At 53.6% G+C, this 19,460-nt stretch carries 17 protein-coding genes; 6 read left to right on the top strand and 11 right to left on the bottom strand.

Annotation, left to right across the window (positions count from 1 at the left end; translation table 11 throughout):
- Window positions 1–40: 40 nt before the first annotated feature.
- The 6 genes from MBOO_RS04395 to carA all read right to left on the bottom strand — a co-directional run bounded on the left by MBOO_RS04395 (window position 41) and on the right by carA (window position 8,169).
- Window positions 41–313, bottom strand: coding sequence for a hypothetical protein (locus MBOO_RS04395; RefSeq protein ID WP_012106380.1), 273 nt, complete (start codon window positions 311–313; stop codon window positions 41–43).
- A gap of 15 nt (window positions 314–328) precedes the next feature.
- Complete coding sequence (locus tag MBOO_RS04390) at window positions 329–1,828, bottom strand: methanogenesis marker 14 protein (protein WP_048068287.1); 1,500 nt, start codon at window positions 1,826–1,828, stop codon at window positions 329–331.
- Between the two features lie 122 nt (window positions 1,829–1,950).
- Window positions 1,951–3,162: an argininosuccinate synthase gene (locus MBOO_RS04385; RefSeq protein ID WP_012106378.1), complete on the bottom strand. Its 1,212-nt coding sequence runs from the start codon at window positions 3,160–3,162 to the stop codon at window positions 1,951–1,953.
- A 152-nt stretch (window positions 3,163–3,314) separates the two neighbouring features.
- Complete coding sequence (locus MBOO_RS04380) at window positions 3,315–3,821, bottom strand: cupredoxin domain-containing protein (protein ID WP_012106377.1); 507 nt, start codon at window positions 3,819–3,821, stop codon at window positions 3,315–3,317.
- Window positions 3,822–3,952: 131 nt separating this feature from the next.
- Window positions 3,953–7,114: a carbamoyl-phosphate synthase large subunit gene (carB, locus tag MBOO_RS04375; protein ID WP_012106376.1), complete on the bottom strand. Its 3,162-nt coding sequence runs from the start codon at window positions 7,112–7,114 to the stop codon at window positions 3,953–3,955.
- Entirely contained in the window at window positions 7,114–8,169 is a 1,056-nt protein-coding gene (gene carA / locus MBOO_RS04370) for a glutamine-hydrolyzing carbamoyl-phosphate synthase small subunit (protein WP_048068592.1), read from the bottom strand. Before carA ends, carB begins: the two co-directional genes overlap by 1 nt.
- Before the next feature lie 287 nt (window positions 8,170–8,456).
- Between carA and MBOO_RS04365 the strand changes: the two genes are divergently transcribed.
- Both MBOO_RS04365 and MBOO_RS04360 read left to right on the top strand, forming a co-directional pair.
- Complete coding sequence (locus MBOO_RS04365) at window positions 8,457–8,696, top strand: glutaredoxin family protein (RefSeq protein ID WP_198324449.1); 240 nt, start codon at window positions 8,457–8,459, stop codon at window positions 8,694–8,696.
- Window positions 8,693–9,208: a ferredoxin-thioredoxin reductase catalytic domain-containing protein gene (locus tag MBOO_RS04360; RefSeq protein ID WP_012106373.1), complete on the top strand. Its 516-nt coding sequence runs from the start codon at window positions 8,693–8,695 to the stop codon at window positions 9,206–9,208. The genes MBOO_RS04365 and MBOO_RS04360 overlap by 4 nt, the downstream gene beginning before the upstream one ends.
- 236 nt (window positions 9,209–9,444) lie before the next feature.
- Here MBOO_RS04360 and MBOO_RS04355 read toward each other — a convergent pair whose 3' ends face one another.
- Together MBOO_RS04355 and mntA are read right to left on the bottom strand one after the other, a co-directional pair.
- Window positions 9,445–10,806: an AlbA family DNA-binding domain-containing protein gene (locus MBOO_RS04355; protein ID WP_157677593.1), complete on the bottom strand. Its 1,362-nt coding sequence runs from the start codon at window positions 10,804–10,806 to the stop codon at window positions 9,445–9,447.
- Window positions 10,807–11,870: 1,064 nt separating this feature from the next.
- Window positions 11,871–12,167 (bottom strand): type VII toxin-antitoxin system MntA family adenylyltransferase antitoxin, encoded by a 297-nt coding sequence (mntA, locus tag MBOO_RS04345; protein ID WP_012106371.1) that lies wholly within the window; start codon window positions 12,165–12,167, stop codon window positions 11,871–11,873.
- A gap of 590 nt (window positions 12,168–12,757) precedes the next feature.
- On the opposite strand from mntA, the gene MBOO_RS04335 reads away from it, so the two are divergent.
- Window positions 12,758–13,096, top strand: coding sequence for a hypothetical protein (locus MBOO_RS04335; protein WP_012106370.1), 339 nt, complete (start codon window positions 12,758–12,760; stop codon window positions 13,094–13,096).
- A gap of 137 nt (window positions 13,097–13,233) precedes the next feature.
- The gene (locus MBOO_RS04330) at window positions 13,234–14,028 is read left to right on the top strand and encodes an alpha/beta fold hydrolase (protein ID WP_012106369.1); all 795 of its coding nucleotides are present in this window, start codon (window positions 13,234–13,236) and stop codon (window positions 14,026–14,028) included.
- Window positions 14,029–14,248: 220 nt separating this feature from the next.
- Here MBOO_RS04330 and MBOO_RS04325 read toward each other — a convergent pair whose 3' ends face one another.
- From MBOO_RS04325 to MBOO_RS04315, 3 genes are all read right to left on the bottom strand, one after another.
- Window positions 14,249–15,574 (bottom strand): AIR synthase-related protein, encoded by a 1,326-nt coding sequence (locus MBOO_RS04325; protein WP_012106368.1) that lies wholly within the window; start codon window positions 15,572–15,574, stop codon window positions 14,249–14,251.
- A 115-nt stretch (window positions 15,575–15,689) separates the two neighbouring features.
- Window positions 15,690–16,160, bottom strand: coding sequence for a YkgJ family cysteine cluster protein (locus tag MBOO_RS04320; RefSeq protein WP_157677733.1), 471 nt, complete (start codon window positions 16,158–16,160; stop codon window positions 15,690–15,692).
- A gap of 82 nt (window positions 16,161–16,242) precedes the next feature.
- Window positions 16,243–16,878, bottom strand: coding sequence for a hypothetical protein (locus MBOO_RS04315; protein ID WP_012106366.1), 636 nt, complete (start codon window positions 16,876–16,878; stop codon window positions 16,243–16,245).
- A 223-nt stretch (window positions 16,879–17,101) separates the two neighbouring features.
- On the opposite strand from MBOO_RS04315, the gene MBOO_RS04305 reads away from it, so the two are divergent.
- Both MBOO_RS04305 and MBOO_RS04300 read left to right on the top strand, forming a co-directional pair.
- Window positions 17,102–18,550 (top strand): zinc ribbon domain-containing protein, encoded by a 1,449-nt coding sequence (locus MBOO_RS04305; protein WP_012106365.1) that lies wholly within the window; start codon window positions 17,102–17,104, stop codon window positions 18,548–18,550.
- Window positions 18,551–18,740: 190 nt separating this feature from the next.
- Complete coding sequence (locus MBOO_RS04300) at window positions 18,741–19,343, top strand: HEAT repeat domain-containing protein (RefSeq protein WP_012106364.1); 603 nt, start codon at window positions 18,741–18,743, stop codon at window positions 19,341–19,343.
- Window positions 19,344–19,460: the final 117 nt, after the last annotated feature.

Raw genomic sequence — 19,460 nt, 5'->3', positions numbered from 1 at the left:
AAATTACTAAAAAAAAGAATAAAAGATTGGAAAACGGGATTTACGAGCCAATAAATTTCCGGACTTCTTCCACCAGACATTTTTCAACTTTTTCTGCAACATCGCGCTTTGCCCGGAACGCCAGGAGATCGCGCTCATCGCCATCCATATTGGCAAAATAGAGTTTCTGCCTGCATTCGACCACGTCGACGTCGAACTTCCGGGCAATATCTATAATGATCTTGCGGGGCACGCCGGGCGGAATAACCACGTCAAAGAGTTCTTCCTCTACGGCACTGTTTTGTGTCTTTGCATTGCCTGTCTCATCTGCCATGTGTATAACCACTCTTCACTTACCTATTTTGATCCGCCGGCTCATAATACAGGGCCCGCCCCGTACTCCCCCGATGGGGTTTTTTGGTTTTCCAAGGGAGTTCATGCACCGGCCCATCAGGGAGGCGCCGCGGGCAAGCCCGTCATCCACGAAGACGAGGTGATCGTTTGGATCATCAAAGAGTTTGCGCTCAATGATCCCGTCAAGGATGTACTCGGGTTTCCTCCCGGAGATCGCCGCCCGTCCGGTAAAGCCTATGGACGCATTCTTCGGGACAAGATTTTGGAGAGCAGCAACATCGATCATCCGCAGGGCCATCTTCGCGCAGACCCGGTCTACCACTTCGTTTAAGGTCGAAAGGTTGTAATTTTTATGGATCTCGGCACCAATCGCGGAGAGCTTGTCGAGATCGCTGCTGTTTTCGCCGCAGTCGCACCCGATCATGGCGACACGGGATTCGATTGCCATTTTCGCGTTGACCGGCACTCTCCCGAACCGGTCCCGGTCCGGCGGCACGATCCGGATATCGATATGCTCGTGGCAGCGGTCCACAAAATCGTCGATAACCTTCCGGTTGCCCCCCGAGAAGAAGCCCCCGGTCACGCTGTGTTCGCCAAAGATATCAAGGGCTGTACCGGTCCGTTCCTGTACAAGGCCCGTGCCCCTCACAATGGCATCGGGGATTGCCCCGGCAAGGCCGCAGAAGTTCCCGATGGTCTTTGCAAAGGGATTGAGTGCATCGGCCGGCACATCGCTTGTGATCCTCCCGTCAAGCGTTGTCCCGAAATCCATAGAGATGCAGGGGTTCCGGAAATCGACCGGGGTCCACTTTGCCCCTTCCTTGATCCCGGCCATGGCCAGTTCTCCTTCCATCTCGTTTGCAACCATCTCGACGCCGGTTGAACCCACCGGCGGGATCACACCGGCCACAGCACCGACAAAGACAACCTTGTCGGCAAAACTGAACGGCTGGAGTTTTTCGGGCTGGTTTGCCTTTGCCATGGGAGGCGTCATCTTCCGCGGGGGCACTCCTGCGGCAAGGCAGCCGTTTGCAAGGGCAATTACAAAGTCCCCTACTTGGTCCGGGGACTCCATCTCTGCCACAACACCGGTACTGCGGACCACAAAATCCAGGTCCTTTTCGATATCAAGACGTGCTTCCTTGTGGCACTGGACAAGCGTGTCCCGGACAAGTTCGGTCACGGCCTGGCGCGACAGTTTTGTCCCGTCAAGGGTCTCGCCAAATGTCTCTTCTCCGGGGGCGGGAGGCCGTATGTCCCGACTCATGCTCACGGTCTTGTTGATCACATAGGATTTGCCGGTCTCAAGACTCACCCCGGTAAGGATACATTTGGTGGTAGTGTTTCCCATCTCAACGGAGGCAACGATAAAATAGGGTTTGTTCTTGTACTCCGGCACATTCATCCCGGCGCCATGCGCAATAGAGGGCGGTTCGGGACTTTCAACGATATGAGGCCTGGGTTTGGAGAATCGGGAGAGAAAACCGGCACACATATGATCCGATCTGACTGTCATAGGATATATGTTTCTTTTTTTTCGTGAACCCGGAGGATTGTAATAAAAAAAAGCATGCCGGCCCGGATGGCGGGCCCGACGGTTTCCGGGAGTAAAAAAAATTATTTCCTGCCGGCCTTTTCAGGCTTCTTCCCGCCCATCGCGTGGACAATGCGGGCCTGGAGACCGAAGTACCGGGAGACGCCGATCGCATCGCACTGGTCAATGGACGAGCTGTCAAAGGAGACAAGATCGCCCGAGTAGATCGCCTGCGGGGAGCTGCGGCCCAGCACCCGGACTGCACCTTTGTAGAGCTCAAGGTCAACAGAGCCGTTCACCCGCTCCTGGGTGGTGTCGATAAATGCGTTCAGCGCCGCGTAGAGAGGCTCGTACACGAGACCCTCGTAGGCAAGCTCCGACCACTTGTCGTCGACCATGCGCTTGAATGCGAGCTCGGACCGGGTAAGGACCAGCCCTTCAAGGTCGCGGTGGGCAAACAGGATCACAGTCGCTGCCGGGTGCTCGTAGTTCTCCCGGGCCTTGAGGCCAAGGATCCGGTCCTCGATCATATCGTTCCTGCCAATCCCGTGCTTACCGGCAAGGACATTGAGTTTCTGGATCAGGTCATAGCCGGGCATCTTCTTCCCGTTGATTGCCACCGGGACGCCCTTTGCAAATGTGAGGGTGATCTTCTCGGGTTTCGCCGGTGCCTTTTCAGGGGAGACGGTCCAGAGGAAGATCTCTTCTGGCGGGTGGAAGTCCGGCTCTTCGAGCCTTCCGCCCTCGATGCTCCTGCTCCAGCAGTTCTCGTCCATGCTCCAGGGCTTGTCCTTTTTCACGGGGACCGGGATATTGTGCTCTTTTGCATATCCGATCTCCCAGTCGCGGGTCAGGTTCTGCTCACGGATGGGGGCAACGACTTCAAAACCGGCGGCACGGATGATGAAATCAAAGCGCAGCTGATCATTTCCTTTCCCCGTGCACCCGTGGGCGATCGCTGTTGCCTTCTCCTTTTGTGCGATCTTTACTACTTCCTGTGCGATTAAAGGCCGAGCAAGCGAGGTGCCCATAGGGTATCCCTCGTACGACCCGTTTGCCCTGATAGCCGGGAAGATGTGTTCTGCGACAAAGCGTTCCCGGACATCGATGGTATAGTGCCGGTCGGCAAGTTTTTTGCCTTTCTTTGTGGCAACATCGATCTCCTCGTCCCTTTGTCCGACATTGACTGCAACCGTTACGACACGATCGTAATCGTACCGCTCTTTTAACAGCGGGATGCAGATGGAGGTATCAAGACCCCCGGAATAGGCAAGAACGATAGTTCCTTTTCCCATTATGGACACTTCCGTTATCAGATCATCATGTTTGATCTGACACCATATATTTGCAAAGGATCATCAGAGAACAGGCGAGATACTAAAAATAAAACCGGGAACGAAAAAGGATAACGTTCAGGAACGGGCCTGAACGCGGGGTATCGATCGATTTAACTTACCACAATCTTCCATGCCTTATAAGGCTGGAATACCGTGACATAATCGTAAGCTCCCTTGGTACTGAAGGTGACGTTATATGCCGACTGGTAGGGGATCTTCACGGTACCGAAATTGTACCCGCTGTTGGTACCAAGGGACTTGACACCGTGAGGCTTGTAGGGATCATTGTTAACCCATGAAACCACGGTTCCCACCGGCACATAAATTGTTCCGACCGGGGAAATAGTCAGATCTTTGTTAAAGGCCAATGTTACCACATTCGGGGTGGGGACTGCGGTGGGCACTGCGGTCACATTTGCCGTCACATTCGCCGTTACGTTAGAGGTAACATTGGGGGTGGCAATCGTGGTCGGGATAGCCGTGGGAACCGGGGTGGCCATCATGGTCGGTGCCGGAGTAGGTGTCGGGGTGGCTGCCGGGGTGGACGGCTGGGATGTGCATCCCGCAAACAGGATCCCGATGAACAGGACCACAAGAACAACAAATACTTTCTTCATGCATGTTTTTTTTGTTATCTCGGTATATAAGGGTATTCAATTACAATACCCGATCAGAAACCCCTTCAAACAACGGGAGTTTCCTGCTATCCGGACAAAAAAAGGGGAAAAAACGGACAAGACCGTCGGTATCAGCGGAGATAATGGCTCAGCGGTTCGAGCGTTATTTTTTCGCGCTTGATTGCATCGATCGCAAGCGCTGCGGCCCGCGCTGCCTGAAGGGTCGTAATATAGGGGATTTGGAAATCCACTGCCGCACGCATGATCTGGTAATGATCCTGGCGCGACTGCCGGTCCTGGGGCGTGTTGATGATCAGCCGGATCTCGCCGTGGTGCATCATGTCCAGCACATTGGGGGAGCCTTCCTGGACTTTCCGTACCAGGTGCGCCTCTACGCCCGCTTCATGCAGGTAATCGACCGTCCCTTCCGTCCCGTACAGGGTGAGGCCGAGATCACGGAGACGCCGGGCAATGGGGATAACCTCGTCTTTCTGGCCGATATTAACCGAGACAAAGACATTTCCCTTGAGCGGCAGCTCGTTGTCGGCCGAGATGCAGGCTTTGTAAAAGGCAAGCCCGAAATCGTAATCGATTCCCATGACTTCCCCGGTGCTCTTCATCTCGGGCCCAAGGATGGTATCAACACCGGCCAGCTTGTTAAAGGGAAGGAGCACCTCTTTTACTGCCACATGCCTGATCTTTGCTTCGTGGAAACCAAGGTCACACAGTTTCTTTCCGATCATCACTTTTGCCGCGATCTTTGCAATGGGGAGACCGGTGGCTTTTGAGACAAAGGGAACGGTCCGGCTCGCCCGGGGGTTTGCTTCGAGGATATACACGACATTGTCCTTAACCGCCATCTGGATGTTGACCAGGCCCACAACCCCAAGGCCAAGTGCGATCTTTTTGGTGTATTCCCGGACCGTGGCGATAACTTCAGGGGAAAGCGATTGCGTGGGGATGACACAGGCAGAATCCCCGGAATGGATGCCGGCCTGTTCGATGTGCTCCATGATCCCCCCGATAAGGACCTCTTTGCCATCGCAGACTGCATCGACATCGAGTTCTATGGCATTCCTCAGGTAGGAGTCAATCAGCACCGGGTGGTGCTGGCTCACCCGGACCGCCTCCTTCATGTACGTTTCAAGTTCGGCAGTATTGTGGACGATCTCCATTGCCCGGCCGCCCAGCACATACGAGGGCCGGACAAGGACCGGGTAGCCAATCCGCTCGGCCTTCTCCCGGGCTTCTGCCTCCGAATACGCAGAGCTGTTCGCGGGGCTTGGGATTTGCAGGGTAGTGAGGAGAACGCTGAACCGGTCACGGTCCTCGGCAATATCCATGGCATCCGGGGAGGTACCGAGGATCCGTGTGCACATCCCCCGCCGTTTCAGCTCTTTTTCCAGGGGAACTGCAAGGTTTACCGCATTCTGGCCGCCAAACTGCACCATCACCCCGTAATACTCATCGGTCATAAGGATGTTTGTGACATCCTCAAGCAGCATGGGCTCAAAGAACAGGCGGTCGGAGGTGTCGAAATCGGTGGAGACCGTCTCCGGGTTGTTGTTCACGATATGGACTTCAACACCCTCCTCCCGCAGTGCTTTTACCGCATGGACCGTGCAGTAATCGAACTCGATTCCCTGCCCGATCCGTATCGGGCCGGAACCAAGGATGAGGATTTTTTGTTTTTTGTCCCTGACAATCTCGCTCGTACCTTCCCGGGTCGAGTAGAAATAGGGGGTGCTTGCCGGAAATTCGGCTGCGCAGGTATCCACCATCTTGTAGGCCGGGGCACCCACCAGAGCCTCGATGGTATCCGCACCCCTGCCGGTGAGTGCGGCAATCTCGGTGTTGGCAAACCCGTACCGTTTTGCAAGGAAGATATCCTCATCCGTGCACCCCGCAGCAAGGCGTTTTTCCAGGTCCACGATGTTTTTGATCTTTTCCAGGAAAAACGGTACAATGGAGGTAAGGCCGGCGATCTCATCAAGGGTAAAACCCTGACGGAATGCATCAAAGAGACAGTGGAACCGCTCATCGGTCGGGCGGGAGAGGATCATCCGGATTTCGCTTGGGCTCGTGTGGGTCCGGACATCGGTATCGATCGACCTTTTCGCCTTCATGAAGGATTCTTCAAGAGTCCTTCCGATGGCCATGACCTCACCGGTACTCTTCATCGAGGTAGTAAGCGTCCGGTCCGCACCCTTGAACTTGTCAAAGGGCCAGCGCGGGACCTTGACTACGATATAATCGATGGTCGGTTCAAACGACGCTGCAGTGCATCCGGTCACCGAGTTTTTGATCTCGTCAAGGCGCAGGCCGATGGCGATCTTTGCTGCGACCCGGGCAATGGGATAACCGGTGGCCTTGGAGGCAAGTGCCGAGGACCGGGAGACACGCGGGTTGACCTCGATAACCCGGTAGTCTCCATCTTTAAACGCGAACTGGATATTGCAGCCGCCCTGGACATCGAGCGCACGGATGATATGGATCGCAGCGCTGCGCATCATCTGGAACTCATCGTCACGCAGCGTCAGGATGGGGGCAACAACCACGCTCTCCCCGGTGTGGATGCCCATGGGATCAACATTTTCCATGCTGCACACGATAATGCAGGTGTCAGTCGAGTCCCGCATGACCTCGAATTCCAGTTCCTTCCAGCCCATCACGCTCTCTTCGATGAGCACCTGGTGGATGCGGGAGCGGGAAAGCCCCAGTTCCACGATGCGGGTCAGCTCTTCCCGGGTCCTGCCGATGCCGCCCCCGGCTCCACCCAGGGTATATGCGGGGCGGACAACCGCAGGCAGGCCGATCTTTGCAATCGCGTCATCGATCTGGCTCAAGGTGTTAAGCACGATGCTCTTTGGGACCGGCTCGCCGATCTCGTTCATGAGATCCCGGAATTTTTCCCGGTCTTCTCCCTTGTAGATTGCCTCAAGGGGAGTACCGAGGATCTCGACCCCTTTGAGCGCCCCCATCTCCGCAAGCTCCGCGGTAAGGTTGAGGCCGGTCTGGCCGCCCATGCCGGAGAGGATCCCGTCCGGCCGTTCTTTCTCAATAATCTTTGCGATGATATTTGCCCGGAGCGGCTCGATGTAGATCTGGTCGGCCATGTCCGGGTCGGTCATGATCGTAGCAGGGTTCGAGTTGACCAGCACGACCTCAATTCCCTCTTCCTTAAGGGAGCGGCATGCCTGTGAGCCGGAGAAATCGAACTCTGCAGCCTGGCCGATCTGGATGGGGCCGGACCCGATGAGGAGGACTTTTTTGATATCTGTGCGTTTGGGCATTATGCGAGCCTCCTGAAAAGGTCATCGAAGAAATGGGCTTCTGTGTCCCGCGGCCCGCCATGCGCCTCGGGATGGAACTGCACCGTGGTGAGGCGCATGTCCCGGTTCTCGAAACCTTCCACCGTGCCATCATTGACATTGGTGTAGGTCACGCGGCAGCCCTCCGGCAGGGATTCTGCATCCACGGCAAAACCGTGGTTCTGGGTAGTGATGAAGATCCGCCCGTCAGTAAACCGTACCGGCTGGTTTGCCCCGCGGTGGCCGAACTTAAGCTTGTAGGTGTCTCCGCCAAGGGCAAGTGCCGAGACCTGGTTACCCATGCAGATCCCAAAGATGGGAAGCTCCCCGAGTAGATTCTGGATGCAGCGGATCGCGTCGGGTGCCTGCTTGGGATCGCCCGGGCCGTTGCTCACAAAGAGGGCGTCAGGTTTGCAGGCCCGGACCTGGTCGGCGGTGGCATTGTACGGGAAGACATAGAGATCCCCGTTCCTTTTGGAAAGGCTCGTGAGCATATTTTTCTTGATCCCGAGATCGATAACCGCGATGCGTTTTCCGCTGCCGGGGATGTGGTAGGGCTCTTTGCACGACACTTCCGGAATGGGAATGATATCGCAGATGGTGGGAGATTTCTGTGCCAGCGAAACCGCGTAAGCGCTGTCGTCGCTTCCCACAACAAGGGCTGCGCGCATGGTGCCGTGGACACGGGCCTTGATCGTCAGGGCGCGGGTGTCGACGCCGGTCATGCCAAGAAGGGAATGTTCTTCAAAAAAGGTTCTGAGGGTGGGTCCGTGTTCGGGTTTCTCGCAGATCTCTTTTGCGATACACCCGAGCGCACAGACACGGGGGTTCTGGAAATTCCGGGTATCAACCCCGTAATTGCCGATCTGGGGGAAGGTAAACATCAGGATCTGCCCGAAATAGCTCGGATCGGTGAGGGATTCCATGTAACCGGTCATCTGGGTGTTAAAGACCAGCTCGCCGGCACATTCACCCTTTACCCCGAATCCTTCCCCGACAACAAAATCCCCGTCCTCGAATCCCAGAACCGCCTTCATGATGTCCATATCTTATGTGCCGGAATAGTTATTAACGCTGATGCAAAGAGGGACAGAACTGGCCGACTGTGTCTCTTTCCGCACTAGAGCGAGTGAGAAATTCTCCGGCAGGAATGCTATCCCCGGGCTCCCCGTTTCCCGGGAATGATCCAAAAAACGGGGCAGCGTACACCCGCCGGATGAAAATCGCCCGTATACCCATTTTTATATAGTAACGACCGCTATTTTTTCTCTGGAAGTGAGTTCTTTTGCCGACGCACGTAAACGGTAAAAACCGGGGATCTGTCATGCTGTATGCCCTCTCGACCTGCCAGTGGTGCCACAAGACCAAGGTCCTGCTGGAGGAACTGGGCATTGCCTTTGATTACGAGTACGTTGATCTGCTCGAAGGCGGGGAGCAGGACAGGGTGATGAACGCGGTGGAGCACTGGAACCCCAGCGGATCGTTTCCCACGCTCGTAATCGACAATAAACGCGCCGTTGTCGGTTTCCGCGAGCATGAGATCCGGGAGGCCCTCGCGGTATGAACGTCCCCGAAATTCTGGAAAACTCTGTCGAACCCGCATACCTTGCACTTAAAACCGATGCCGAAAAGAACGGGTACCGGCTGAACCCGGATACTGAGTTCACCAAAAACCTGGTCAGGGGCCTCTTAAAGAACGAGCAGCGGTACGGGTACCGTTCCTGTCCCTGCCGTCTTGCCTCCGGCAAAAAAGACGAAGACCTTGACATCGTCTGCCCCTGCGATTACCGGGACGCCGACCTGGAGGAATACGGGGCCTGTTACTGCGCCCTGTACGTGAACGAGGCAATTGCCCAGGGAAAGAAGCAGGTCGCACCGGTACCCGAGCGCCGCCCTCCCCGGTCCCAGCGGGGCAAAGCCGCATCGGTCAAAATCGCTTCAACCACAGCGATGCCGATCTTTCCCCTGCCGGTCTGGCGCTGCAAGGTCTGCGGGTATCTCTGCGCACGCGAGCAGCCACCGGGGGTATGTCCGATCTGTAAGGCCACGAAGGAGAGGTTTGAGAGGTTTGTGTGAAATTTTTTAAAGGATCTGACCCGGACGGGTAGGTTTTCTTATGTTTGAATCTACTCACTCGCACTTTTCTTTTGGGTTATAGGTATCTCAGTTTTTGCAACCTATCACATGCGGCATCTATTTTGATATCACGTTTCTGAAAAGCAGATCTTGGGCTCGCACACTGATTTAGGCAAGGCGGTTGCGGCTGCTGAGGTATTTTTTCGATCTTTTGAAGAATTAACAAGTTTAATAAATTATGATTTTTTTTCATGTTTTCTCATGGTACCAGTGAAAAATTTAGCAAATTCGTTATTTGTATATCCAAATGATCTAAAAACTTGATTAATTAACAGCAGGTAAAACATTAAATTATTCTCTTCAATTTTAACGGCGTTCAAATTGTAAAGATCAATTTTTATACTCTGTTTATCAGAGAATATCAGACCTTTTTCTTTGATTACCTGCCGATATTCTTCCAAATCAAAAAACAAAACAAGTCGTTTAATATTTTCGAGTTCAATAATAATAAAAACTTCACTAAAATCCGGGATTACTTTTTTTAATATTTTGAAATAACTGCCCAAGCATAAGATTATAGTCTTTATAAACGTCTCTCCATCGTAATATTGAAATTTTGAAAATATTTCGGAATTTTCATATTTTAAATCGTTTTGTTTGATTGTCCCTATAATGGATTTTTGGTTGGGATAATATGATATAGGAATGTGAAATTTTGCGCTGCCGTTAAAAAATTGCTCCCAAGCCACTGTATTTTGAAAATAATCTAAAACATCGCTTGAACGAAAAATAATAGACATATAGGATTGAGTCGCTTTCTTAAACTCAATATTCATTTCACAAAAAAGATCATTACCTGAAAAATATGGTTTTGGTATTTTTGATTCGGCTAAAAAGAGGGAGATAATGTCCTCTTCAGTTTCTAAATGTTCAAATAAATTTAGATTATACACTGGAATTATGTAGATATTGCAAATTCCCCCTTTATCCGGAATACCCAAGTTAGTCGGAATATCATTGGAAATTGATATTTTTTTATTACAGAAATCAGCAATCTCCTGTTTACGAGCTTTGGATTTTTGGTATAGACGATCCAAATAAAATCTGTCTTTTATTGCGACAAATAAATCTTCATCATTTTTTAGGGGAGTTGATGTACTTCCAACTCTAACAAAAATATTACCATTAGCTATATAGGGTGGTTCGATCCCTTCAGGAACCCAAATAACTAAAATTCCAGTTTCTCTTGAAGAATCTGATTTCAAAAATTTTATTTCAATTTTGGGTATTGGACTCGTATGTTCTTTTAACAACTGTTGAATTATTTCCTCAATGCCGTTATTTTCAATATAACAAAATTTTCTGGTTTTATTTTCGATTCCTACAAATATCCAACCGCCAGACTCATTTGCAAACGAAGAGATAATTTTCGGAATTTTCTTCTTAACTGATGAATTAAATTCAACTTTATATTCAATGTGTTCGCCCTCTTCTATTTCTTTTGTCTGCAATTGCTCTAAATCAGTAAAATTTAGATTAAATATATTTTTTTTATTGCCATTATTGTCTGTAAATGGAGAGTATCCAAATTCAAACATGATAATATTAAATTGAAAATTACCTATAATGAAGATATCTGTGTATCCGCTTTTTCTAAAAATCATCTGTAACAAGCAGTGATTGCTTCTCGATTTTGTTGGCTTCCTTCCTTATGATCAATATCCCATCAACATTGATCCTCTTACGAGTCAACAATCCCTCTTTGCCCACATACTTATGTTCGGAGCGATCAACGTTTTGCAAAATCGTTCGGCTCAGGGATTTGAAGTAGCGAGATCTTATCGGAGGTCTCCCCGCCTCAGGGCCCCTCACGGGGCACGGCGGGACAAGTGCAAGTTATTCCTCCCTGATCCGCCGCGGGGGCGCCCCGTCGGGGGCGGCGGCACTCCTCGCTCGTGGGGGTGTGGGGGCGACAGCCCCCACGATATCCCCACAACATTCTCCAGATCAAACCGAACCGCAGATTTCCGGAAAAGTGTGGGTCGTGAGCCGCTGATTTTCAAAAAAGTGTCGCACATGAGCTGAAGATTTTGAAAAAAAAATCTATTGCTCAGTGAAAGATTTTCAAAAAAAGAGCAACTCAGCAGCTGAAAATCCCTAAAAATATGCACCTCCGCTGCCAAAGATTCCTGAAAAAAGCCCGGCCCCAAAACCAGTCCTTCCCGGAATTTATCGCCTTGACCATGAGCAGGGTATACCCCCACCCCCCCAAATCATCCTGAATCACTTACCCCAATCCGGGCCCAGATTGAGCCCGGATTACCCTTTTCCGTACCCAATCGGATCCAATCGGAGCCCTATACGCGCCCCGTTTCCGGCCAGCCAAAAATAAGCTCATATTGGCCGTATTTCGGCAAACGGACGATTTTAATGAGCCTCATAAAGGCCCTTTCCAGCCCTGATCTCATCTCAAACGGGCATTTGTTCATTCCCGGAAAAAGAGGCCGAAAAAAGGCCGCTATGGCCTGCTAATGGGCATTATATGGGGTATAAATTGGGCGTATTTTCGCAAATAAATCGATTTAATAGCTTCTTTTCCACACGAACCAAAACAGACGGTTTTACGGGCGTATTTTGGAGGGGATATCAGGATCTTCCGGTCTCATCCATAGATCACCACTTCATCACGGTGGATGGAGGAGGAAAGGTACGGACTGACCGATTTTTCTGTGACAAGATCGACCGGCGTCTTAACTGCTTTTGCTATTTCATCCTCGATCTGGACAAGCTGGATGAGGCTTTTTGGCTGTGCAAACCGGACAAGGATATCGATATCGCTTTTTTTGCCGGCTTCACCCCGGGCAAAGGACCCAAAGATGGCGATCCGCTCAGCATCGTACTTCCTGAGTATCGTAACGATGGACTCCCGGATTTCTTTTTTGATCTTGCGTGCCGCCATAAGATTGAATCCAGCCCTTTTGTAATCCGTAATTGTTTTAGTATTATTGCCGGCCCTTCATCAGTCTTTTTCCCTGCCTCCCTAATCTGCTGACAGGGCACCCCAACCTGTCACCATGATCGGTCACCCCGCCATTCCGGAAAAAAACCCGGCCGCCCACCCCCCTTGTAAAAAAATCGATCACCTCCCTCCCCCCCCATCCGGGGGTCTCGCAAAAAATAAGCCGGACCCCCTTGACCCGATCCTAAAGGGGACCCCCTGTGCCGGTTTCAGTTTCAAAACCCCTGTTTCCACTGAAATGTCAGGCGAGAGGGGATCGGAGGTCTCTCTTTACTCAATGATCAGGAGGACCCCCTTACCGTGATCTGAATGGGGAGTCCCTTTCACGATTCGCGGATCGAAAGTACCCCCCTCCCCCCCATCCAGGGGTCCGCACAAAAAAAAGCCGGACCCTCTTGATCTCATGTGAAGGGAGACTACCCCCCTCTGCCCGGATCCGGCATGGTTCCCTTCCCCATTCACTCACATCACTCCCCGGGACCCGGTGCCTCATCACAATCCTAAAAAACCGTCCGCACCAACCTAGCAGTATGAGCGACACGATTCTTGTCGAGATTGTTGGCCTGAAATACTCGTCCTGTTCGCCGTTTCCCTGCGATGAAAACCGCACCTGCGGGTTGTCGGCGTGTTATCCTTCGGGGAAACTGGCGCCGGCCTTTGACGCACTCAAAAGCCGGATCCAGGAAACCTACGGGGACCGGGTTGAAATGAAGCTGACCCTGATCGACGAGAAGGTCCCGGATCATATCCGGGGAATCCTGGAAAAAGATTACCCGCCGATCCCGCTGGTGCTCGTGAACGGGAAACTCACCCGCATCGGGAGGATCGTGGCCGACCGGATACTAAACGAGATCGAAGCCTGCCTGTAACCGGGAAGTGCCAGCGTATCCAGCTCTCCACGCTTGCAGGGAATAACAAATAAGGCACCTGAAATGGGAAGCCACACTACTATCTCTTTTCCTAAACCATGAACACTTTATAAGGGAAGGAATAACCAGATACCTGTATGAGCAGCCCGGTTCGGAAATGGGGAGCAGGCCCGTACTCGGTCGCGGTCATCCACGGCGGACCGGGCGCGCCGGGCGAGATGGCACCGGTGGCACGGGAGCTCTCCACGGTCAAGGGTATCCTTGAACCCTTCCAGACCGAGACCACTCTTGAGGGCCAGGTCCGGGAACTCCGTTCGGTCCTGGAACGTGATGCCCGGCTGCCGGTCACGCTGGTGGGTTTTTCCTGGGGGGCATATCTTTCATGGATGGTTGCTGCACGGTACCCGGCACTGGTGGGAAAGGTAATCCTCGTGGGTTCTCCTCCCTTTGACGACCAGTATGCCGCAGCAATCACCCGGACCCGCCTCGAACGCCTGAATCCGGGAGACCGTAAGGAAGTACAGGAGATCCAGGCGCAGATGGAAGATCCCGGGCCGGGAACTGGGGGCCCGGACAGGAATGTCCTGCTTGCACGGATGGGAGACCTGATCTCCCGTGCAGACAGTTTTGCCCCCCAGGCAAACGATGAAAAATCGTTTGCCTGCCAGTACGAGGTGTACCGGGGCGTCTGGGACGAGGCCTGCGAGCTTCGCCGCAAAAAAGGCCTTCTCCATATGGCACGGGAGATCACCTGCCCGGTGCTTGCAATCCACGGCGATTACGATCCTCACCCGGCAGAAGGCGTTGAAGTCCCGCTGGAAAAGGAACTCAAAAATTTCCGGTTTGTCCTCCTGCCCAAATGCGGCCACCGTCCCTGGGTCGAGCGGAACGCCGCAGAAGAGTTCTACCGGATCCTTACCGGGGAGATCTGATTCTCCGCCCCCAAAGGTCACCCGCGTGCCGGTTTTTTTTAGAGATACACAAATCCGGGTATCACCTGTACCTGCGACAAAGACCACCCGCTCATGCCGGGCGATGACCGGGATGAGGGGGGCTCCTGTTTTAAAAAAAATCCGGACCGGGCTTTTTGTAAAACAGTGAAAGGTTCCCTTAGGGAGGCTACGATCTTAAACGGGCAGAGCCACGGGATGCTCACTTTTTCTTTTTGAGCCGGTCGAGTACCCGCTGCTTCTTGGCAATGGCCGCCTCAGATGCCTTGAGGACGCCTTTTTGCATCTCCTCAAATGCCGGGACATCGGTATCAACCACCTTTTTTACCGGTGTGTAGGCCGATTCCCGGAACCGGGGCTGGAAGTCGGCCTCTTTACCGTCACTGACCAGCACAGATTCCGGTTTTCCTTTCTCCACGTACCCGATCTCGCGGCACTCCACACCGGTTGCATGGATCGTCCGGATAATCTCTGGTGCATCCGCCTGGGGTGCGACAATGAGCAGGGCGTCAAGCGAGACGCCGAGGAAGTCTATCTGAAGGGCATCGAGCATCTTCTGCACCCGGGGATTGACAAGGGCCTTTGCATCCTCTTCCCGTACCACCATCCGGCATTTTGCAGTCTCGGTCATCTCGAAAATATCGCCGCGGAGGCCGCCGTTGGTAACATCGGTCATCGCGTGGATCTTATCAAAGACCGGGCTTTTTATCAGCGCCTCGCAGGTGGTAAGGAAATTGAGGTTGATCGTCTCTTCCACGACATCAGGGAAGCCGGAGTAGATGGCGGCAGTTGCAATCGTCCCGCCTCCTGCCCCCTCGGTCATCAGGATCGCATCACCGGGTTGCGTGGACTTCCTTGCGGTCAGGTGCCGGGCCACACCCACACATCCCACGCAGCCGGTGAGCCGGCTGCCAAGCACCATATCCCCGCCGATCCGCAGCGTGGAGCCGGTCACGAGCGGCACGTCCATTGCCTCGCCCACGGTCGTGATCCCGGCAGTGTAATCGAAGATCTTTGCCACATCCCCGTCATCGGCCACATGGATATCGGAAAAGAGCATCACCGGCTTTGCCCCCATCACGTACAGGTCACGCAGGGTCGCCCGGGTCACGTGGAACCCGGCAAGGAACGGGTAATCGGAGAGCCGGGAGTGCATCCCGTCAACCGTGCAGACAATATAGTCCCCGCCGGCCTTTACTGCCCCGGCATCATCCATCTCGTCCACGCCGACTGATGCGGAGGTCTTGCCGATAATGCGGGCGATCTGGCGGTGGGCAAAAAAGTCGCCTTTCCCCCGGGAGCCCACACCGAACTCCCCCATTTTTGCCCCTGCCGGTTCAAATGCAAAAAAATCGCCGGAGAGGCCTTTTGTGTGGTTAACCTCTTCGACCACAGCCCGGGCAAAGGCCGCAGTATATTCCGGCCGGGAGTGTTTTATCCCGGAGATAAGCCCGGCCAGGTGTTGTACAACAGATGCCTCATCCTCGCCCGCTGCGAGGTGAACACGGGCATATTCCTCAACATCCATATAATCCGTATTCGCACCGGTGCCATAAATACTACCGGGATTTTCCTCGTACCCACTGTCGCCGGATCAGGAGGGATCCCGCCGGGCAGAAGGTCCCCGCAGGTGTCCGTTCTTTTCAGGAAACCCGGTACCCGTGTCCGGTAAGGTACTCCCGGCGGCGCTCTTCTGCCTTGGGAGAAGATTCCGGTATTGCCGTTTCTGCCTCTTCCCAGACAGAACCTAATCTGCGATCGTCTGAATGGAGATGGAGGGTCCCGGTTACCGTGCCAAGCTCGTTTCCCTCATGGTCCGCGATCCGCATAATCACACAGCGGTAAAACTTGCACTGGGCCGGGCTGTCGCGGTGGATTGTGCACCGCAGGAGGGGGCCGTCAGGACGGAGGAACCGGCAGGCATGGGGATGGCTGTCGGGAAAAGATTTGTCCTGGAAGATCTCCCGTTTGTCCTCATCAACAGATGCGGTAAATTTCGTTCCGGTGGACACGGATTCGCAGGCAAATGCAAACGGCCCGGTCTGCTCTTCGATAACAATGTAATCGCCCAGGTACATGCAGCAGGTACCGCACTGCCGGCAGGAAAAAGTCAGGGAAATACCCCCGTAGCGTACTTTAACGGATGCGGGATGCGACTCATGCGTTGTACCCCAAAAAAGCCACTTCCTTCACACCCTACTGGATCCTGTCCGATGCGGTCTGGGCCAGGGATTTGAGCAGTTCGAAATCCGTGGTTGTCCCGCTCATGTTAATCTCCTCGAACACGTCCTTCCTGGTAAACAGGATCGAATACGACGTGTAGGAGTACGGATCCGATGAATCCCCTGTACGATAGGCAAAAGTATGGTCCCCCATGCTGGGACAGGGCAGTTCATAGATCGGGGAACTTCCTGTACCCTGTCCGGTAATGCTGTCTTTACGGACATTGAACACGGTGTTCATGGTTATAGGAGTATAGAGATCGATCTCCTGTGAAATCGTGGTCATATCGTATTGCTGCAGATCCAGGTGGTAGTACGTAACTTTGTACCCGGCTTTCCAGCCCAGGTTCCGCTCTATCTGGTCCGTCTCAAGATAACTGATATCGGATCGGTCCCTGAGGATATAACCGGAGGGCAGGTCTGTGGGCTGGAGGGCCATCTGCGATACCGGAACAGTTGATGCCGGGTTCACGGTTGTCGGGACAGGAGTTGGAACGGTAGTAGAGGCAGGTTCCGGTACCGAAGGAGAGGAAAAAAGGGCCGAGAGGCAGCCGGAACCCATGAGTGCTGCCACACACAGGCAACAAAGGATACCGTATCCGGCGTACATACCGTACGATTGACAATTGCGAGATAATAATCCTTCCCGGCCGGCGAATCGGCGGACAGATCCATAGGTATGCGGGTCGTTGTTGCATATCCGGGGATACCCGGCAGGAAAACGAACTGCCGTTTTTCTCCCGGATTTCCCTCTCCGGAACGCAGATTCCGACAAATATCTTTTTCTCGGCAGACATCACACGGTTGAACGTATAAAAAGGAGGGAGAGGCACATGGCTGATCCAGAACTACAGGGAGACGAAGAGATCCTGCTGCGGACGCAGGGCGTTCATGTCAAGTCGATCTCGTTTGAGGCAATCCTCACCAACAAACGCATTATCCTTGTTGACCGGTTAAAAAACCTCCTGCCGCCAAAGGAGATCCCGATTGCTACGATCCAGTCCATTGAGCCCGGGGAAAACGCGATCCGGGATCTCACCCTGTCCATGGGCGTGATCACAAAAACGGGCGGCGTGCGGCAGATGGTCCTGACCTTCTCCCGGGAAGGCGGGGGAAACCGGGCAGAAGAGCGGGATGAGTGGATCCGCCAGATCCGGGCATATCTCACCCCCTCCTTTGAGCAGGTAATGAGAAAGGTCATCCCGGGTATCGAATCGCCGGGTGCAGGACAGGCACTAAAAGGCAGGCGTCCGGTCCCCTCACCTGCGGACAACTCCCGGATCCCCCTGACGGTCAGGCCGGATTCACCGGAACAATGGAACACCACTCCTCAGCCTGAACCTGCAGCAGAATCCATTCTTGGTACGTACTGCACGCATTGCGGGACAAAAGTGCCGGAAGGTTCGGGGTTCTGCAACAAGTGCGGCGCACAGATCACACCGGCCCGGGAGATTCCCCCGGTCCCGGTCTCTCCGCCACCCCCGGCCATGCAGCCGGGAGCCGTCCCCCGCCCGGCCCAGCCACAGTACCGCGAGGCCCCGCCCGGACCAGAATATGATCCGGAAGCATCTCCGCGTGCACCGCCGGCACCGTTACCCCCCCGGCGGACTGTCCCGGTCCCACCGGCCCAGGCAAACCCTGCCCCCCAGTATACGGATGAGCGGAAACGGCAGAGCCCCAGACTCTTCTCCCCAAAGGATATGCAACCTACGCCGCTTGTCCCCTCATCAATGTCAACGGCAGTTCCGCCACCCTTAAAAAAACCCCGGAACACGAAAAAGATCTTCCTTGCGGCAGGTATCATTGTGATCATCCTTATTATCGCGGTTGCCGGAGTAGTGGTTCTTCCTAAACTTGGAATCTTAAGTTTCCACAGTTCGGGCAGCGCCTCAACGAGCAGTACAACGCAAACAACCCCAGCCATTGCAACCACGACCACCGCTGCTGCATCGGCGTCATCAGCAGGTACGGGTACGGCAGTTGTTGTGGCAACAGCGACACCGGCCGACATCCCGTCTACCGGTGTTGCGGTAAGTGTCAGTTATATCGGCGGCTTCAAGGGATCGTACACTGCGAATGGAAATACCACCAGCATTTCTAATTCCGGAAACAAGGTGTATGAGATCGATAATGTCACCGGACCGGTCAGCGCGACATTCCAGAAAACAGACGATACCGTAACCCACGCTCTGACGGTGGGGATCTACAATAATGGCGCAAAGCTTGTTTCGAACTCCACAAGCGCTTCATATGGTACGGTAACGGTCACCACATCGGTATAAGGTGGGGTCCGGCCCCTTCTTTTTTTGCAGAGAACTCTGTCATGGCGAAAAACCGGCACAGAAACAGTAGGTTCTCCGGCCGGCCCCAACGATTCAAAAAACAGGAAATTTTCCTTTTTTGTTCGGGATGATCATTTCCCAAAGAAAACGATATTTAAATTGTCAGGATCAAAATGGTGCTGTGAACTCCATGACCGATGCGAGCAAGCCCCCGGTCCCTGAAGGGGCAGAGGATCTCGAGCGCCAGGGAATTGTGGTCCTGATAACAACCCTGCGGGACGATACCGACCCGGCTGTCAGGAGATATGCTGCATATCTGCTGGGAAGGTCAAAGACCCCCGGGAGCATCATGCCCCTGATCGCCGCGCTGGGAGATGACGACAAATCCGTACGCGAGCAGGCGATGCTTGCACTTGTTGCAACAGGGAAAGCTGCAGTCGAACCTCTTACCGAGTCAATGAAAGATCCCAAATGGGAGACACGTTACCGTGCGGCTGAGGCACTGGGGAAGCTTGCCGATGAAAAAGCCGTAAAACCCCTTCTCCGGGGACTCCATGACAACCGCGATCACGTGCGATACATGGCAGCAAAAGGGCTGGCCGTGGTGGGAGACTCCGATGCCGTGGATCCGCTCATTATCCTCTTAAAGGACGAGAACCCCTTTGTGAGGACGATGACGACACGGGCGCTTGCTGCGATCGGGGGAACGAAAGTCCACACAGCGATCCGTGCGGCCCTTGCAGAAGAGAAAAACGAGCAGGTCCGGGCTGCAATGAATGAGGCGCTGCAATAAGTAAGGCAGTACCTCTACCTGCGTTCCCCGTTGTCATACCCGACTACCCAAGGGATGTCACCAGGTCTTGCAAAAGAGAATTTGCAGGAGAGTAGTACTCCCCTGAAAATGTTTTTT

Source organism: Methanoregula boonei 6A8, from assembly GCF_000017625.1.
GTDB lineage: Archaea > Halobacteriota > Methanomicrobia > Methanomicrobiales > Methanospirillaceae > Methanoregula > Methanoregula boonei.
The sequence above is the reverse complement of the archived record's forward strand: the minus strand, read 5'-3'. Positions and strand labels throughout refer to the sequence as shown.

Coding starts and splice junctions, on each gene's coding strand:
- MBOO_RS04395 (WP_012106380.1), bottom strand. CDS start 313: ATGGCAGATGAGACAGGCAATGCAAAGACACAAAACAGTGCCGTAGAG.
- MBOO_RS04325 (WP_012106368.1), bottom strand. CDS start 15,574: ATGGATGTTGAGGAATATGCCCGTGTTCACCTCGCAGCGGGCGAGGAT.
- MBOO_RS04355 (WP_157677593.1), bottom strand. CDS start 10,806: ATGTTTGAATTTGGATACTCTCCATTTACAGACAATAATGGCAATAAA.
- MBOO_RS04335 (WP_012106370.1), top strand. CDS start 12,758: ATGAGCGACACGATTCTTGTCGAGATTGTTGGCCTGAAATACTCGTCC.
- MBOO_RS04315 (WP_012106366.1), bottom strand. CDS start 16,878: ATGTACGCCGGATACGGTATCCTTTGTTGCCTGTGTGTGGCAGCACTC.
- MBOO_RS04365 (WP_198324449.1), top strand. CDS start 8,457: ATGCTGTATGCCCTCTCGACCTGCCAGTGGTGCCACAAGACCAAGGTC.
- MBOO_RS04385 (WP_012106378.1), bottom strand. CDS start 3,162: ATGGGAAAAGGAACTATCGTTCTTGCCTATTCCGGGGGTCTTGATACC.
- MBOO_RS04390 (WP_048068287.1), bottom strand. CDS start 1,828: ATGTGTGCCGGTTTTCTCTCCCGATTCTCCAAACCCAGGCCTCATATC.
- carB (WP_012106376.1), bottom strand. CDS start 7,114: ATGCCCAAACGCACAGATATCAAAAAAGTCCTCCTCATCGGGTCCGGC.
- MBOO_RS04360 (WP_012106373.1), top strand. CDS start 8,693: ATGAACGTCCCCGAAATTCTGGAAAACTCTGTCGAACCCGCATACCTT.
- mntA (WP_012106371.1), bottom strand. CDS start 12,167: ATGGCGGCACGCAAGATCAAAAAAGAAATCCGGGAGTCCATCGTTACG.
- MBOO_RS04380 (WP_012106377.1), bottom strand. CDS start 3,821: ATGAAGAAAGTATTTGTTGTTCTTGTGGTCCTGTTCATCGGGATCCTG.
- carA (WP_048068592.1), bottom strand. CDS start 8,169: ATGAAGGCGGTTCTGGGATTCGAGGACGGGGATTTTGTTGTCGGGGAA.
- MBOO_RS04300 (WP_012106364.1), top strand. CDS start 18,741: ATGACCGATGCGAGCAAGCCCCCGGTCCCTGAAGGGGCAGAGGATCTC.
- MBOO_RS04330 (WP_012106369.1), top strand. CDS start 13,234: ATGAGCAGCCCGGTTCGGAAATGGGGAGCAGGCCCGTACTCGGTCGCG.
- MBOO_RS04305 (WP_012106365.1), top strand. CDS start 17,102: ATGGCTGATCCAGAACTACAGGGAGACGAAGAGATCCTGCTGCGGACG.